Origin of the sequence: Fibrobacter sp. UWB10 (assembly GCF_900182935.1) — a bacterium.
Lineage (GTDB): Bacteria > Fibrobacterota > Fibrobacteria > Fibrobacterales > Fibrobacteraceae > Fibrobacter > Fibrobacter succinogenes_O.
In genome coordinates this window covers 33,462-48,424 of sequence record NZ_FXUE01000001.1, presented here as the reverse complement: position 1 = coordinate 48,424, position 14,963 = coordinate 33,462, and the positions used below count along the sequence as shown (strand labels likewise).

General features: G+C 48.8%; 13 protein-coding genes. 2 read left to right on the top strand and 11 right to left on the bottom strand.

Features of this window, described 5'->3' with window-relative positions:
* Positions 1-12 precede the first annotated feature (12 nt).
* The 5 genes from QOL41_RS00225 to QOL41_RS00205 form a co-directional block, all read right to left on the bottom strand.
* The gene (locus tag QOL41_RS00225) at positions 13-1,341 is read right to left on the bottom strand and encodes a hypothetical protein (RefSeq protein WP_283428175.1); all 1,329 of its coding nucleotides are present in this window, start codon (positions 1,339-1,341) and stop codon (positions 13-15) included.
* Between the two features lie 64 nt (positions 1,342-1,405).
* The gene (locus QOL41_RS00220) at positions 1,406-3,166 is read right to left on the bottom strand and encodes an AAA family ATPase (RefSeq protein WP_283428174.1); all 1,761 of its coding nucleotides are present in this window, start codon (positions 3,164-3,166) and stop codon (positions 1,406-1,408) included.
* 134 nt (positions 3,167-3,300) lie between these two features.
* Complete coding sequence (locus QOL41_RS00215; RefSeq protein WP_283428173.1) at positions 3,301-4,980, bottom strand: glutamine--tRNA ligase/YqeY domain fusion protein; 1,680 nt, start codon at positions 4,978-4,980, stop codon at positions 3,301-3,303.
* Between the two features lie 44 nt (positions 4,981-5,024).
* Positions 5,025-5,378, bottom strand: coding sequence for a hypothetical protein (locus QOL41_RS00210; protein ID WP_283428172.1), 354 nt, complete (start codon positions 5,376-5,378; stop codon positions 5,025-5,027).
* 28 nt (positions 5,379-5,406) lie between these two features.
* Positions 5,407-6,693: a DUF3300 domain-containing protein gene (locus QOL41_RS00205; protein WP_283428171.1), complete on the bottom strand. Its 1,287-nt coding sequence runs from the start codon at positions 6,691-6,693 to the stop codon at positions 5,407-5,409.
* Positions 6,694-7,053: 360 nt separating this feature from the next.
* On the opposite strand from QOL41_RS00205, the gene QOL41_RS00200 reads away from it, so the two are divergent.
* Positions 7,054-8,853, top strand: coding sequence for a CotH kinase family protein (locus tag QOL41_RS00200; RefSeq protein WP_283428170.1), 1,800 nt, complete (start codon positions 7,054-7,056; stop codon positions 8,851-8,853).
* 129 nt (positions 8,854-8,982) lie between these two features.
* Here QOL41_RS00200 and QOL41_RS00195 read toward each other — a convergent pair whose 3' ends face one another.
* Genes QOL41_RS00195 through QOL41_RS00185 form a run of 3 tightly spaced genes read right to left on the bottom strand, consistent with a single transcriptional unit; the run spans position 8,983 to position 10,779 of the window.
* A complete protein-coding gene (locus QOL41_RS00195; protein ID WP_283428169.1) occupies positions 8,983-9,252 on the bottom strand; it encodes a hypothetical protein in 270 nt (89 codons plus the stop codon).
* Positions 9,253-9,266: 14 nt separating this feature from the next.
* Positions 9,267-9,956 carry a hypothetical protein gene (locus tag QOL41_RS00190; RefSeq protein WP_173652793.1) on the bottom strand — a complete coding sequence of 230 codons (690 nt, stop codon included), beginning with the start codon at positions 9,954-9,956 and terminating at the stop codon, positions 9,267-9,269.
* 7 nt (positions 9,957-9,963) lie between these two features.
* On the bottom strand, positions 9,964-10,779 hold the full coding sequence (locus QOL41_RS00185; protein WP_283428815.1) for a TPM domain-containing protein: 816 nt from the start codon (positions 10,777-10,779) through the stop codon (positions 9,964-9,966).
* A 221-nt stretch (positions 10,780-11,000) separates the two neighbouring features.
* Here QOL41_RS00185 and QOL41_RS00180 point away from each other — a divergent pair, with 221 nt between their 5' ends.
* Positions 11,001-11,639 (top strand): alpha/beta fold hydrolase, encoded by a 639-nt coding sequence (locus tag QOL41_RS00180; RefSeq protein WP_283428168.1) that lies wholly within the window; start codon positions 11,001-11,003, stop codon positions 11,637-11,639.
* Here the strand turns inward: QOL41_RS00180 and lnt are convergent, their stop codons facing one another.
* The 3 genes from lnt to QOL41_RS00165 form a co-directional block, all read right to left on the bottom strand.
* Entirely contained in the window at positions 11,640-13,580 is a 1,941-nt protein-coding gene (gene lnt / locus QOL41_RS00175) for an apolipoprotein N-acyltransferase (RefSeq protein ID WP_283428167.1), read from the bottom strand.
* A 108-nt stretch (positions 13,581-13,688) separates the two neighbouring features.
* Positions 13,689-14,372 (bottom strand): 16S rRNA (cytidine(1402)-2'-O)-methyltransferase, encoded by a 684-nt coding sequence (gene rsmI, locus QOL41_RS00170; protein ID WP_073320199.1) that lies wholly within the window; start codon positions 14,370-14,372, stop codon positions 13,689-13,691.
* Between the two features lie 2 nt (positions 14,373-14,374).
* Entirely contained in the window at positions 14,375-14,947 is a 573-nt protein-coding gene (locus tag QOL41_RS00165) for a hypothetical protein (protein ID WP_283428166.1), read from the bottom strand.
* Between the last annotated feature and the right edge of the window lie 16 nt (positions 14,948-14,963).

Here is a 14,963-nt window from a genome sequence, read left to right as displayed (position 1 = left end):
TATATCAATAATTTAACCTTTTCTTTGCTTAAAAGAAGGGCTTTTTTGACTAAAATGCGGAATTTCTTGCGTTTTTCGGCCAGAAACGCGTTCTTGTGGGCGCTGAATGGTCCTAGAACGCTGTTTTTGAGCCGGATTCTGCCCTAAAACGCCTACTCGGTCGGGCACGAACAGGAACAGAATCTCGAATTTTCCAGAACCGGGTTCCAGGTAAAGCGGGATATTCTTACGCAGCATGTAGCCTTCATTCCTGAATTGCTTGATGGTGCGTGCCGCTACTTCAAGGTTCGATGTCTGCAAAAGAATTCGTTCCGGTCTCGAAAGGGCTGCAGCTTGAGCAACTCCCTGTGCCAATGGTTCGTCGCCGGGCAGGTTGAAATAGAATGTCCAACGGCCTTCGTTTTCGGGCTTGCTGAAGAATTTGCCGAAAAATTCCTGCTCTACATGACTGCGGATGAATTTCATGTTGTCATCCAAGGCGTTACGAGCATTCAAGCGCGAAGACATCATGGCATATTCGCGGCAATCCATCGAAACAACGCGTTTGAATCGGTTTGCAAGCATGGCGCTTACAAAAGAACTTCCGGAATAGAATTCAAAGAAGCTGTCTTCTGCATTCGGGTGGATTGCATCTTCGATACGTTTCGGGAGGCCAATCCAGGCGTCGTGAATACGCGGCGTCCAATCCAGCACATGCATGCTGATTCCAGTTTCGCCTATTGGCATAAAGTCGCTACCGAAGGCGCTCTTGGCTTCGACCTTCATCGGAATAGTTCCTGCCGGATCAAAAGGCTGGTCGGGCAAGCATTGAATGTGGTGGCAACTGATAACTTCAGGACAGTTTCTTTGTACGAAATCAATGAAAGTCTTGTAACCGTGGGCTGAGAATCGGCCCTTCAGGTTTACTTGTACAAGCATGGCGTAGCGTCCGTCACCAACGGCGCGGAACCAAATCTGGCGAAGAGCCTTCTTAAAGATATGCAAGTGCTCTTTCTTGATTTGTTCAAAAACGCGGGTCACAAGTTCGGGGGCTTCCATGCCGCGGGCAGGTGCTTCGATTGTGAAAATTTCTTGCTTGCCGCGGTAAGTCTTTAGAATGCGCCAATCTGCGTGATCCGGTATTGCATCAGCCGTAAACCATGCCTGAAATTTTCCGGGAATATGTTCGTTTTCAACCCAGGCGGCGAGCTGTTGCTTAATGTCTTCGAATGTCACCGGAGCTTTACGTACCGGCTTTTCTTCTTTCGGGGTTTCCGTCTGTTCTTTGCCGCGACGCAAGGAATTTCCGCGTGCGCGATTGTTTGTACCTTTAAAATTGTTCTTCATTCTTTCGTTCTTCATTATAAACTCATGCCTCAAAGCAACGTAGTTGCGACCTCTTTGCTCAAAGGGCCGCAGGCTCGTGCTATACAAGGAATCTCGGGTAAATCCAGGAGCATTCACGGGCGAGCATCTTCGGGAATTCGCGGAATGTTCCATTAATCTGGTAAAGGTTCAGGCTGCCTTCCACCGGCGAAAGCTTGATAAGCGAGTCGGCGCGGGCTTCGAGGTAGGGGTATTCATCAATGTTGCAAGACGACACTACGGCGCACCCTGTGAGGGCGATAATGGTGTCGACCATCTGCATCAAAATCTGGTGCGGGGCTCCATTCAAGCGTGTAGACTTCGGATTGTGCAATACGGCCGAAATCGGGTCGATGACAACGACGCGGTAATCATGGTTTTCGAGTCGCTTGGCACCTTGAATACGCTTTGCAATGAGCTGGGCTGTTTCAATCGGTGAAAGAGCCGTACCGCGCAAGTTCAAGAAACCGAATTTCGGGGTGCTGGCGTTCAAGTTGCGCTTGCCGGCCAATAGGTAAAGGCGGTTCAGGAACACAGACTTGGTCAGTTCGAAGTTGATGAACAACACGTCGCTAGAAGACGTTGAATTGCCGAACCAGTCTTCGCCGTAGCAAATGGATAGGCCTAAATCCATGAGCGCAAGAGACTTACCGCTCTTCGGAGGTGCGGTGAACAAGAAGAATTCACCCGCACGGAGCATGTTTTCGACAATGGTCTGGTCTTTCTTGGGGGCTTCTTCGGTGTCGCTAGCCAGTTCAATGAGCGGTTTTCCGTCCAAAGAATATTCCACCCATTCTTGCCATTCCTTAAAGTTCTTGGCACCTTGTTCCAGGCCAATCAGGTATTGCTGCTTACCGCCGCGGAGCACGCCCGGCATACGCACCATCATGTGCGGGTTGCTGTTGCTCGGGTCGACCTTGAATCCTTGGGAATCAAGTGTCTTGAAAAGGAAGTCTACGCGTTCGTTGTATTCTTCTTCGTCGTTTGCAAAAATCTTTACCCAAGCCTGCACTGAATTTGCGCCAGTGTTCACGAGGGCTGCGCAGGGCAAGTTCAAGGCTTTGTAGTAGGCGAGCTGCTTGGCCAAGGACATCTTGGGGTTGTCGACTACCACATAGCGGTAACGGAAAGATTCATCTGTGACGTCGTCGCCGCCCTTTACGGCGTTAATGCACAATAGGGCGCCTTCGGGACTGTCGAGACTCTTCATGATTTTCTTGATAGAGTCATCTTGCCCGATAATGTTCGATACAAGTTCTTCGGTTGTTTCGGGAGTGTTTGAAACCTTGAACGAAATCGTTTCTTCGGGATCAAAAGTCGCTTCCAAAAGTTTGGCTAAGTCTTTACGCCAGTCTGCTGCGGGCCAAGGAATGGAAAGTGCTTCGGGGTCAATCTTGAAGTTTTGCAACAATTCCAAGGATTGAGTATCGAGGCCCATGGCAAGCATCTGTTCCATGGAAATCATGTTTGCCGACAGCGGGGTGATAATCGGCATGGCAACTGTCTGCGGGGCGGCCGCAGCTTGTGTCTGGGGCATGGCGCCTTCCGCAGCCGGTTGGGCGTTCTGCGTTGCAGGCTTTTCTTCTGGGCGTTCCGTGGTGCGTTTTTCAGCGGAGAACGCACGGCGAAGAGTCTGTTCGACCTCTTCGCCGTCCATGCCGTCGTCGCGGGCCTTGCCGCCTAGCTGGAAACTGGCGTCCATGAACGTCCAGCCTTCTTCCATGGCGGCAACACCAGCCTTGTACAATTCGGCTTTCAGTTCGTTTACGCTGTTAAACTTGTTCTTGAGGAACAGGTTAATGGTCTTTTTTGCATTTTCCATAAGCGCCTCAGATGCTTTATCATACTGAATGTAGCTTTTTTATTTACAAAAGGGTACTTAAAAGTGCAAAATGCACGAAAAAACGCCCCGGAATCGCTCCGGAACGTTCTTTTTAATTTGTTTGTAGTCTCGAATTACTTCGACGGGTTGAAACTATCCTTCAGACCAACCGTTCTGTTGAACACCAAGTGACCCGGCTTGGAATCCTCGCTGTCGAGGCAGAAGTAACCCTGACGCATGAACTGGAAGCGGTCTTCGAGCTTTGCGTTGGCGAGGCTCGGTTCCACCTTGGCCTGCTTGATGACCATGGATTCCGGGTTCAGGTAGTCGTGCCAGTCTTCGCCTTCGGGAACTGCGGCCGGATCTTCGAGTGTGAAGAGGTTGTCGATCAGGCGTACTTCGGCGTCCACGGCGTGAGCGGCGGAAACCCAGTGGATGGTGCCCTTGACCTTGCGGCCATCGGGAGTTTCACCACCCTTGCTCTGCGGGTCATAGACGCAGTGAATCACCTTCACCTTGCCATCGGCGTCCTTTTCGACACTCTTGCAGGTCACGAAGTAAGCGCCCTTCAGGCGGACTTCGCCTTCGGGTTTTAAACGGAAGTACTTCTTGGGCGGTTCTTCCATAAAGTCGTCGGCTTCGATGTAGAGTTCTCCGCTGAACGGAACTTGGCGCGTACCGGCGTTCGGATCGTTCGGGTTGTTTTCCACTTCGATCATTTCGACCTTGCCGGCTTCCCAGTTGTCAATCACGAGCTTGACCGGATCAATCACGGCCATCACGCGGTTGGCGGTCTGGTTCAATTCTTCGCGGATGCAGAAGTAGAGCAAGTTCACATCGACCATGGAGTCGGCTTTGGAAACGCCGATACGGTCGCAGAATTCACGGATGGAACTCGGGGTAAAGCCGCGGCGGCGGTAACCGCAAACGGTCGGCATACGCGGGTCGTTCCAGCCCATCACGGCCTTCGTCTGCACCAGTTCCAAGAGCTTACGCTTACTCATCATGGTGTAGGTGAGGTTCAAACGGGCAAATTCAATCTGCTGCGGGCGGTTATCGAGGCCCAGTTCAATCAGGAACCAGTCGTACAGCGGACGGTGAGCTTCAAATTCAAGCGTACAGATGGAGTGGGTAATGCCCTCGATCCAGTCGCTGAGCGGGTGGGCAAAGTCATACATCGGGTAGATGCACCACTTGTCACCGGTGCGGTGGTGGGTGCAGTGCTTAATGCGGTAGATGACCGGGTCGCGCATGTTCATGTTCGGGCTAGAAAGGTCCACCTTGGCACGGAGGCACTTTTCACCGTCGGCATACTTGCCGTCGCGCATTTCGCGGAAGAGCTTCATGTTCTCTTCGACGCTGCGGTCGCGGTAGGGGCTCGGACGGCTCGGCTTACCGGCATCGTTGCCACGGTATTCCTGCATCTCGTCGCGGGTCAGGTCTTCCACATAAGCCTTGCCCATTTCAATCAGCTTTTCGGCAAAGGCGTAAATCTGGTCGTAGTAGTCGCTGGCGAAGTATTCGCCGCCCTTCCATTCAAAGCCGAGCCACTTCACGTCTTCGCGGATGGAATCGACGTATTCCACATCTTCTTTAGTGGGATTCGTATCGTCAAAGCGCAGGTTCGTAACGCCACCGAAGTCCTTGTACTTGTTTGCCGTACCGAAGTTCAGGCAGATGGACTTTGCGTGTCCGATATGAATGTATCCGTTCGGTTCCGGCGGGAAACGGGTGTGCACGCTCTTGCGCTTGCCCGTGGCGAGGTCGTTAACGATAATGTCCTGTACAAAATTCGAAGATTCGGGGATTTCCATGGTTAATCCTTTAGTTTTTAACGCTGGAAAATATAGTAAAATGGTTATTCGTCACCGAAGAACCAGTCGCGGTCATGGCAGACAATGGTAGTGTGCGATGTCCTGTTGGAAATGACGGCGATTTTATCTATGTCGGTACAGGCGGGTCCATTTTCAAGTTTTGAAAACAGCTCCTGATCTTCATAGTCAACCCAATACTCATCTTGGCATATGTAGCCAACTTTCTCTTTGTTTAGATATACAATAACCCCCTCTAAGGCTGTCTTACAGGGGTATTGCGAATATTGGGGATTATTCTTGGAATCGTGATCCGAATCGGTCGATGCGTCAGTAGAGCCTTTCCCGCCACAAGCGGCGAGTAAAAAGGCTACGGGTAGAATGCTGAATAAAGATTTCATGAATGTTTGCACATCTTAAAGATGTGGATTATCGTCTCATACTTTTGCTAAAGCCACCGCGGCTGTTACCGTTATGACCGTTGTCGCCATGGCTTCGGCTGCTGTTGTGGGAATCGTCGTAATGCCTCGGGCTGCTATGAGAATCCCTTGCGTTACCATAACCTTGATTGTTTCCCTGGTTGTTGTAATCGTCTTGCCAGTTGTTGTTGGACGATCTGACTGTAACTCTCTTGTCCGAGTGTATGACTGAACGTTCGATTTCGGCTTTAGACCTCGGCGCGTTATCATGGCTCATGGGGACCTTGGTCGGCCTGCTAGAAGGCTGAGTGTATGTGTCGTGTTGCCTAGGCTGCGGAGGAGCCATGTGATTGTCATGTCTTGGTGTAGGAGGTGCCGCATGATGGTCGTGTCTTGGCGCAGGGGGAGCTGCGTGGTGGTCATGTCTTGGCGGAGGGGGAACTGCGTGGTGGTCATGTCTTGGCGGAGGGGGTGCCATATGGTGGTCGTGCCTCGGGGAAGGTGCGCTGTGGTACCTATGGGGAGGAGGCGGATTGTGGTGGCGGAGCGGATGGTGCGGGCGAGGCCTGTTATGGTACCAACGATAATCGTGTACGTAAATCAGGTGCGTGTCCCATTCAAAACGGCTGGTTCCCCAACCCCAGGAATCGTAATAGGCTCCCAGCCAGACTCCGTAGCGGTAACGCAGTCCCGGGTATCCGTTGGAATAAGCGTAGAAAACGACGTGCGGGTTGTATACCGGAACGTAAACGTATTCTTTTTGAACCGGTTCGATGATAATCGTCTTTTCTTTGATGACTTTTACATGTTCGTTACTTTGTAAGTGACCATAATTATAGGCCGCATTACGCATACGCTGAACGGCGTCCATCACTTCTTCTTTTTGGGTAGCAACAGCGTCGCCCAACTGGTCTGTCCATATTTGGTATTTGGCCATGGTGGCAAGCACGGTCGGGAAAGGAATCAGGGCTTGAACGCTTTCGTCATAGGGAAGGTCTTCAAACTCGATTCGGTCGGCTAGTTCTTGACCTTTGAGATGCTTGTGTTGGTTTGCCCAATCCGCGGCTCCCGGGATTTCATCGCCATGGACCGAGGCGGCGAGCACTTGTACCAGGAGTGGGTCGGGGTACAATGCTATGGTTGAAACGAGTGTGTCGAGTTCCGCGGGAGTAAATCTTTCATTTGCGCGTGTCGTGCTCGGAAGGCATAAAACGACCGCGAGAAAAATCCACAGCCAAGCGTGCTTGACCGCAAACGGAATCGCAAAACATTTTTGTGCTTTTGATTCGGTAAACATGTTTACCTCCTGTAGCCTAAGGTTTACATTATTATATAAAAATTTTATGCTTATTGGATGAATAATCGGGAACTTTGGTTGCAGAAGGTATTATTTAGGCGATGAAATGCTTGCGTTGAGATTTGTCCATGGTGGATATTTTTATTTTTACACACTTCTTAAACGAAAATATGGTTTTGACTGTGTGTGCGAAATGTGTGAAAAATGCTTTAAAATGGCTTAATAAAGCCTTGATTCTGTTAAAAATAGCGCGTTTTTTGCAGTTGGAGTGTTGTTGAATTGCACAACACATTAACTAAAATTAACATAAATTCTTACACATTTGAATCTATTTTTACAATAGATAGTTGGAGGCACTATATGGGCTATTGGGCTAAAATTATATCTGGCACGGCGCTTTTGGCGTCTTTCTCCTTTGCACAGACCTATGATCTGCCTATTATTTTCGTTGACACCAAGCAGAAATGCCTTGACAAGAATGTCACCGAAAAGATTCCGGCAACCATGCGTGTGTTGGATGGTAAGACGAACAATGTGGCTGACAGTGCCAAGGGTACCCTTTACGATATTGGCATCAAGGTTAGAGGTCAATCTTCTGCCTTGTTCCCGAAACCGGGTTACGGCGTGGAAGTCCGCGACGAAAAAGGCGAAGGCATGGACGTGAGCCTGTTTGGGCTCCCTCCTGGAGACGACTGGGTGTTCCACGGTCCGTATGTAGACAAGAGTATGATGCGTAATGCGCTTGCCCATTGGCTCTTTAGGCAGGCCGGGCATTATAGCCCCCGTAGCAGACATTTTGACTTGTACATCAACGGTGTTTATCGCGGTGTGTACGTGCTTCTCGAAAAGATTAAGCGTGGCAAGTATCGTGTAAACGTGAGCAAGCTTAAAGAAACCGATGTCGCGGGCGACAGCGTTACCGGCGGTTACATTTGGGCATTCGACAAGACGGGTACCAATACGGGTGGTGCAGGCAGCGGTCCCATCGAAAAGGAAGGCTTTAATACTTCGGACGGCCTGAACGTCATTTTGCATTACCCGAAAAAGGAAAATATCCAGAAGGCCCAGGAAGAATACCTGAAAAAATACCTGAACGATCTTGAAGGCTTGTTCAAGAACGGCAAGAACGGTAGCGGATACGAAAACTATGTGGACATGACTTCGGCACTCGATTACGTGTTGCACGAAGAAATTACCAACAATGCGGACTCTTACTGGTGCAGTTTCTTCTTGCACAAGCCCAAGGACAGTAAGGGCGGTAAGGTGACGCTTGGCCCGGCATGGGACTTTAACCTTGCCATGAGTAACGGAAGCCAGCCTGAAAATGGCGGTGGCCAAGGCGGCCAGGGTGGTATGTGGGGCTTTGGCGGCGGTGGAAACGGCTTTGGAAGTTCCGGCGTCACCGGTTGGCAAATCGAAAATAGCCAGAAATCAGGCAACGGTGGCATGTGGGGTATGGGAAGCTCTCTGAAAGCTCCGAACTGGCTTTTGGGAATGTGGAAAGACAGCCATTACCAGAGCGAACTGAAGAAGCGCTGGGCGGAACTCCGTAGCGGTGTATGGCACACCAAGACGATGGATGCATACTTGGATTCCATGAAAATCTATTTGAAGAACGCTGCCGACAGAAACTTCAAGCGTTGGCCGAACTTGGGCAAGGCTAGTGGCCAAAACGATACTGACCCGGAGCCGATGAAGTACTGCAACAGCCAGAGTGGCGGCTTTGGAATGGCTATGGGCGGCTATAATGCTACTACTTGGGATGGCGAATTTGAACATCTTCGTAAGAAAATGAAAGAAAGAATTGCCTGGATGGACCAGCAACTCGGATTCTCGGAACCGGCCAATCCGATTGTAACGGAACCCGTGATTCATGATCCGGACTGGAAGAGCGACGAAAAAAACAAGACAGACCCCCCTCCGATGAATGTCGGTTTGGATGATTTCAGCAGACTTTCTCCGACGAACTTCTTTACAGTAAACGGCGAATCTCTTGAAATTCAAACAAGCCTGGGCGGAACCTTTGCCCTCATAGACTTGAATGGCGCTGTGTTGTTTAAGACCCGTATCAATAAGGGGCTTACGACAATGAGAATTCCGGCCAAGGCGATGAACAAGCATTGGATTGCAACTCTCAACGGGAAAATGCTCGGACGTTAAAAGACCGCTCGGCTCTATCGCAGATTAAAAATGTGATATCGCCTCGCTCTCGCAACCGCCCCAGCTTAACGCTTGGGGTTTGTTGCTCACAAAGACTGCTCGGCTCTATCGCGGATTAAAAATGTGATGCTAAAGATAATGCTTGACCTTGTTTACAGGGTCAAGGTTTTCTTTTGGGGGCTTGGGCACATAGATTTTGACGGCGTACACGTAATGGTCCGTTTCGACGAGAATATCGCCTTCTTGCATGTCTTCGTTGATGTCGATTTCAATTTCTACGCCATCACGGGCGATGCGGCGAATAGAATGCTCTTTGAGCTCGTGGCGTTCGAACGGAACGTCGATAACTTTCTTGTAGGTACCATGGTGAATGGTGCCTAAAATGCTGTTGCAAATCATTTAGTTTTCCCGCGTTAAACCGCATCCATGGTGTCGACCTGGTTTACGATTTCTGTGACGGTCGCAATATAGCTATTTATGCTTTCGATGAATGCCTTTTCGTTCCTGCTACTGATTGGTGCACGGAGTGCGGGGTAGGCATTAAAGATTTGCTGGTGGTTTTCGGGGTAAGTCTTGTGAATCAGGTAGTAAACCCCGTACATAATCGGCAGTAATGTCGCGTTTGCTCGGGCGAAGAATCCGAGCGGATTGCGGTCTTGCTGTAAGTAAATGTAGGCTTCGCGCAGGTGAATCAAGAGCCCGCGCAGTTCGCGTTCGCATTCAAGGCGCAGGCATTCTGCATTCGGCTGGTAATTGGGCAGCGGTTTTGCGCCAGCGAGTGCCACATTCCTGTTTGCGATATGCAAGAATTCGAGCGGGAATACGTCTTCGGAGGTCTGGATTTCTTTAAGCGTAAAGAAGTAACGGAATTCGATGTTTTCTTTCTTGGCTTCGCGTAAAAGATCTTGCAGAGGCTTGATGCTTGCAGTAGAATTGTCACGCAAGATAAAGCTTACGGTCCAAGGTCTTTCGAGTGCGTTGAATCCTTCGACTAGGCAATCTCCGTGCAGGAACGCCGAAATCAGGTTGTCGCCCAGGGCTTGCTGTAGCATGCCCGGCCAGTTGGACCTTTGAAGTTCTACGATGCTTAGGTTCTTTTTCATAATCACCTCACCAGGAATCCCTGTTCCCGAATCCGCTGTTGCCAAAACCGCTTCCGAACCCACCGCCAAAACCACGCGGATTGCTTCCGAATCCGCCGCCGAATCCGATTTCGGGTTCGTCTTTCTTTTTGTTCTTGATGGCGCCTCCGAACAGGAACCAGAAAATACCATTTCCGCGTCCGCCGCTGAATTTTGCCATTAAAAGCATGAACGAAACAAAGAGAATAAATAAAATCATGAGTGACGAAACACTATTTTCGCGGAGCTTGTATGGGGTTTCGTCGATACCAAGAGATTTGCCTTTGGCTTTTGCTCCCATTTTAGCAAGTGCGTATGAAAGCGAAAGAATTCCTTCGCTGTAATTGTTTTCGCGGAAGGCGGGGAGGAGTGTCTTTTGTTGAATCTTGGCGAGATTTTTTTCGCTGTAGATTTTTTCTAGGCCTGGGGTGACGACAATGTTTTTCCAACGTTGCTTTTGGGCGACAAAGATCATGATGCCTTCACCATTTTCTTTGCCGAGGTTCCATTGTTCGGCCGTGTACTTGGCGTACTTGTCCCCTTTTTCGAATTGGTTGGCGTGTCCGATGTCGTCTACAAGCACACAGGTGAGTTCAATCCCTGTTTCTTGCTGGAATTTGTAGGCGAGGTTGTTAAAAAGTTGTGTTTCAGATGCGTTAAGTAAGTGGTTGTCGTCGTAAATCTGACTTTCACTAGGCCTTTGCGGAAATGTTTGCGATTCAAAAGATGTTTCAGCCAGTGCTCCGAGTGTAAGACTCAGGCAAAGGAGTGTAATACGGATAGATAGTCGCCTTAATTGAAACATCACTTTGAAAATATAATGTTTATTTTAAAAAAGGATAGCGTGAACATTATTTTTCATACGAATTTTTACTGTAAAATTTATTCGTATCTTCTAAAATGGAATATTCTTTCTTGGAATAAGAAAAACGAAAGAAATTAATTTTTTTTTGAGATAAGTGTTCTATTCAGAAAAAACTCTGTATATTTAGAAGTGTATTACGAACAGAATTCTAGGAACACGTTATGAACGAAAAGTGGATATGGCTTCCGGATTTTGCCTCGGATATGGGGATTTGGGAAGATGATCTTATGGGCGTTGCGCCTGACGCGGATCATCAGTTTGTTACCTATGAAAAAATGGTTTCTGTTCTTGATAATCTCTATGAATTGGATGGTCTTGCCGAGGCATCTACCGTTGTAGGATGGGGCTTCGGGGCGTTTGTGCTTTTGAAGAATGCAAAGAATCGCCCTAAGAACCAGAAATGGATTTTACTTGCTCCCTATGCAGATTATTGTTCGGAACATAGTGAATGGAATAATGAAAATTTATCGTTTATTGCGCACCAGACAAAGACTGCCGTAGATGCGACCTTGAATGCTTTTTATGAATTAATCGAAAATGAATTTGGCGAATGGCAAGATGATTGGATGAAAGCCGCAAAGGCAATTAATCCTGAAGCCATGTATAAGGGGCTATCGTATATTGCGAAAAATCGCATTGATGAGCCTGTGCCTATAACGGCTGAAACCCAGGTGTTGTATGGCAGAATGGATGGCGCCGTGCCGCCAGCAATGACGTTGGAACTCAAGGAGTTTATGCCTGGGGTAGAATTCAAGGAACGCCCCAAGGCAGGACACTGGCCGCCGATGCTTTTGTTCTAGCTACGCTTTGCGGCTTTTAAAGGAGAGCAACAGAGCGGAGAGCAGATAGACTGCAAAGAACAAAAGCAAGAACTTTTCAACAATGTCGCCAATGTGGCTGTAAAGGGTGTCGCGAGTTTTGAGCGGCACCTTTCTTTGTACAACGCGGTCGGTAAATATTTCGGTGTTGCCGTCGTAGTGACCATACTGGTCAATGAATGCCGAAACGCCACTGTTGGCAAGGCGGGCAACCGGCATGCCGTTTTCAATAGCGCGGTAGCGGATCAAGTTCAGGTGCTGGTAGGGGGCGGTACTACGGCCGAACCAGCCATCGTTGGTGATATTCACCATTAAGCGGGAACCTTCGCGAATGGCTTCACGAACTAGATCGCCAAAAATGGCGTCGTAACAAATGTAAGGAGTCCAAAGGAACGGCTTGTAGACAGGTGTTTCTTTGCCGGCGACAAAATCGCCTTCGCCGAGATCCACGTAGTTCAGAATCGGGAAGATTTCATCGAAAGGAATTCGTTCGCTAAAAGGCACCAAGTGCTTTTTGATGTAGCGTTTCGGGAAGTGAAAGTCGCCCGGAGTGAACAGGAAAGATGCATTGTAGACATCGAATTTGCGAATGCTTCCGCGCGGATTGCGGCGGTAGTCGAGTGCGCCAGTCAAAAGCTGTGCGTTCTTATGGTCGGCGACTTCATGAAAGCGTTCGATGACGCCTGGTTGTCTGCGAATGTGGTCTGGAATTGCCGTTTCGGCAAGGACGATGATGTCGGCATGTTCCTTGACGCTATCGTTTACCATGCCGAGAGTTTTGTTGACAATGTTGTCGAAACGTTCCTTGCTCCACTTGGCGCCTTGTTCAATGCTTGGCTGAATAAGGGCTATGGAAGGGTTGCCTTCGGCTTCGGCATTATAGAATGGCTTTGCTTCGGAATTCGATAAAACGATGCTTCCATGAACGAGCAACAAAACAAAGATGGATACGGGAACCGCTAAAACAGGGATGGCTTTTTTGATGTCTTGAACTTTGCAGAGAGCGTGTGCCACGGCTTGGTTCGATGCAATCACAAGAATTGTATATCCGAAAATTCCGATATAAGAAAGCATCTGCAAAAGTTCCAAACTGTTGCCGAAAACATAGCCCAAGTGGCTCCACGGGAATGCAAAGTCACCGTAGGTTCGGGTCATTTCAAGACCGGCATAAAATACGGGATAAAGAACCAATAAAATCGGGCGGATTTTGGTCGGGGCATTTTTGGCGAGTGTGTAGACGAATCCGGCCAAGGTGTTGTATGCGCTAAAGAAGGCGATGAGCAGGAACAGGCCAAAGAGAATCAGTCCCGAAGGGGCGGTTTCTACATGCATCACGTTATAAATCCAGTAGTAGTTGATGCTGTTGTAGAGCATGCCCGACCAGAAAGTTGCGAACAATGCTTGTCCGCGGCTGAATCTGCTTAAGACAATGAACCAGGGAACAAGAATCAAGAGTGCTGCTGGGCCCAAGGGCATGGGCGGGTAGGCTAAAGCGTACAAACCCCATGCGATGCACGAAAGGATTAGGGCCGTTCGGGATTCTTTCGTTTTAATATGCCTAAAGTTCCAACGGGCAAAAAGAATAATCCAGAAAAGTCCGATGGGGCATGCGGTAAGAATGAGCTGGATCAAGCCGGCATGGCCAATTCTGTTCAGGTCTCCCAAGTTGTAATCGAGTGCGAGGAATATAAACGAAATGATTGCAAAGGCAAAAAGGGTACGCTTAAAGTTTTTGCGGATGTTCTTGAAAATCAGAAACGGGAGCGTTACGACTAAGGGTAGAATCTGCAAAACATGAGTGTAAAGCCCTGGCGTATCTGGACGCAGTGAAAAGGCTATGATCTCGGCAACAAAGAGAATAGCTATATAAATCCAATAAACTTTCGGGAGCGCTTTAAGTCGTGTCTTGATCCTATTCAACATAATCTTGTTTTTCTAGTCTCTAATTTAAAATCACAAAGTCATTAACTGATGTGTAATGTGGAATGTGTAATGATTAATTTCAAATCACCCATCTCACATTCCACATCTTTACAGTCCGCTCTTGTCTTGGGGATTGAATATCAGAACGAATTCGCCTTTAGGCGGGTGAGCTTTAAAATGTGCTGTAATCTCGCTTGGAGTCCCAATCAAGTGCTCTTCGAATTTCTTGGTGAGCTCGCGCATCAATGCGATTTTGATTTCACCAAAGACTTGACCGATTTCTTCGACGAACTTGTCGATGTTGTGCGGGCTTGCGTAGAAAATTTGGGTTGCTTCTTCGTCTTTCAATTTTTCGAGCAAGTGAATGCGCTGGGCGCTCTTTTTGGGCGAAAAGTACTGGAAGCAAAAGTGATCGGTGGGCATGCCGCTAGAAACAAGTGCGGTAATCATGGCGCAGGGGCCAGGAATCGCGCGGACATCGATGCCTTCGCGGACGCATTCGCGCACCAAATTGAATGCCGGGTCTGCGACGCCGGGTGTGCCTGCGTCACTCACGAGAGCGATATCGCCTTCGTTTTTTAAGAATTCCACATATTTGGGCGTCACCTTCTCTTTATTGAAGTCATGGTAGGCTTCCATGGGCGTGTTAATCCCGTAATTGTCGAATAACACGCGTGTGTGGCGCGTATCTTCGGCAAGCACCAGCGGAACTTCCTTTAATGTCCGTACGGCACGGTAGGTGATGTCTTCCATGTTCCCGATGGGGGTGGCTACAATATAGAGAGTGTGCATAGCTAAAAATCCTGTGCCAGATTTAGGTCAGTATTTCGGACGAGGCGGGTTTCAAATTTAAGGCGTTCCAAGAGCTTGCGGTGCATTTCTTGGGAGGCGTCGTTTACGAGGTCTGCGCGCATACGTCCGTACCAGAATGCTTTTACATGCTCGCTTTCATCGAATTCCACTTTGAAGGTTAATGCTCCGTGGCAGAAAATTCGGGCTTCCATGTGGTAATGCCATGTTTCGCTTACAGGAAGCATTGGCCAGAAGGGAATGATTGCTGCTCCGATATTCCATGCGCTGGGTTCGTCATCGGGAGTGACGGAGGCGTCGATATGTGCTACTCCGCGGCAGGATTCCATGGGGTAGCTTGCGGAATCTACCGCAAAAGAGTACGCTCTTTGCAGATTCGTGTCCAGATAAACCGTTTTTTCGCCGAAAGTAAGTGTAATCGGTTCAAAAAAGGGAATTGTTTTCGGGTATTCTTGTAGGTCGTATTTGGTGAGGCCGATGGAGCAACCCGTGAAAAGTTCGCCACAGATGGTGGTAATTGCCGCAAGGACCGCAAATTTTGCATGAATCCATCTCATCATCACAAAATATAAC

What these genes read in the sequence shown, in the direction of transcription:
- QOL41_RS00225 (WP_283428175.1), bottom strand. Translation starts at nt 1,341, where the DNA reads ATGAAGAACGAAAGAATGAAGAACAATTTTAAAGGTACAAACAATCGC.
- QOL41_RS00220 (WP_283428174.1), bottom strand. Translation starts at nt 3,166, where the DNA reads ATGGAAAATGCAAAAAAGACCATTAACCTGTTCCTCAAGAACAAGTTT.
- QOL41_RS00215 (WP_283428173.1), bottom strand. Translation starts at nt 4,980, where the DNA reads ATGGAAATCCCCGAATCTTCGAATTTTGTACAGGACATTATCGTTAAC.
- QOL41_RS00210 (WP_283428172.1), bottom strand. Translation starts at nt 5,378, where the DNA reads ATGAAATCTTTATTCAGCATTCTACCCGTAGCCTTTTTACTCGCCGCT.
- QOL41_RS00205 (WP_283428171.1), bottom strand. Translation starts at nt 6,693, where the DNA reads ATGTTTACCGAATCAAAAGCACAAAAATGTTTTGCGATTCCGTTTGCG.
- QOL41_RS00200 (WP_283428170.1), top strand. Translation starts at nt 7,054, where the DNA reads ATGGGCTATTGGGCTAAAATTATATCTGGCACGGCGCTTTTGGCGTCT.
- QOL41_RS00195 (WP_283428169.1), bottom strand. Translation starts at nt 9,252, where the DNA reads ATGATTTGCAACAGCATTTTAGGCACCATTCACCATGGTACCTACAAG.
- QOL41_RS00190 (WP_173652793.1), bottom strand. Translation starts at nt 9,956, where the DNA reads ATGAAAAAGAACCTAAGCATCGTAGAACTTCAAAGGTCCAACTGGCCG.
- QOL41_RS00185 (WP_283428815.1), bottom strand. Translation starts at nt 10,779, where the DNA reads ATGTTTCAATTAAGGCGACTATCTATCCGTATTACACTCCTTTGCCTG.
- QOL41_RS00180 (WP_283428168.1), top strand. Translation starts at nt 11,001, where the DNA reads ATGAACGAAAAGTGGATATGGCTTCCGGATTTTGCCTCGGATATGGGG.
- lnt (WP_283428167.1), bottom strand. Translation starts at nt 13,580, where the DNA reads ATGTTGAATAGGATCAAGACACGACTTAAAGCGCTCCCGAAAGTTTAT.
- rsmI (WP_073320199.1), bottom strand. Translation starts at nt 14,372, where the DNA reads ATGCACACTCTCTATATTGTAGCCACCCCCATCGGGAACATGGAAGAC.
- QOL41_RS00165 (WP_283428166.1), bottom strand. Translation starts at nt 14,947, where the DNA reads ATGAGATGGATTCATGCAAAATTTGCGGTCCTTGCGGCAATTACCACC.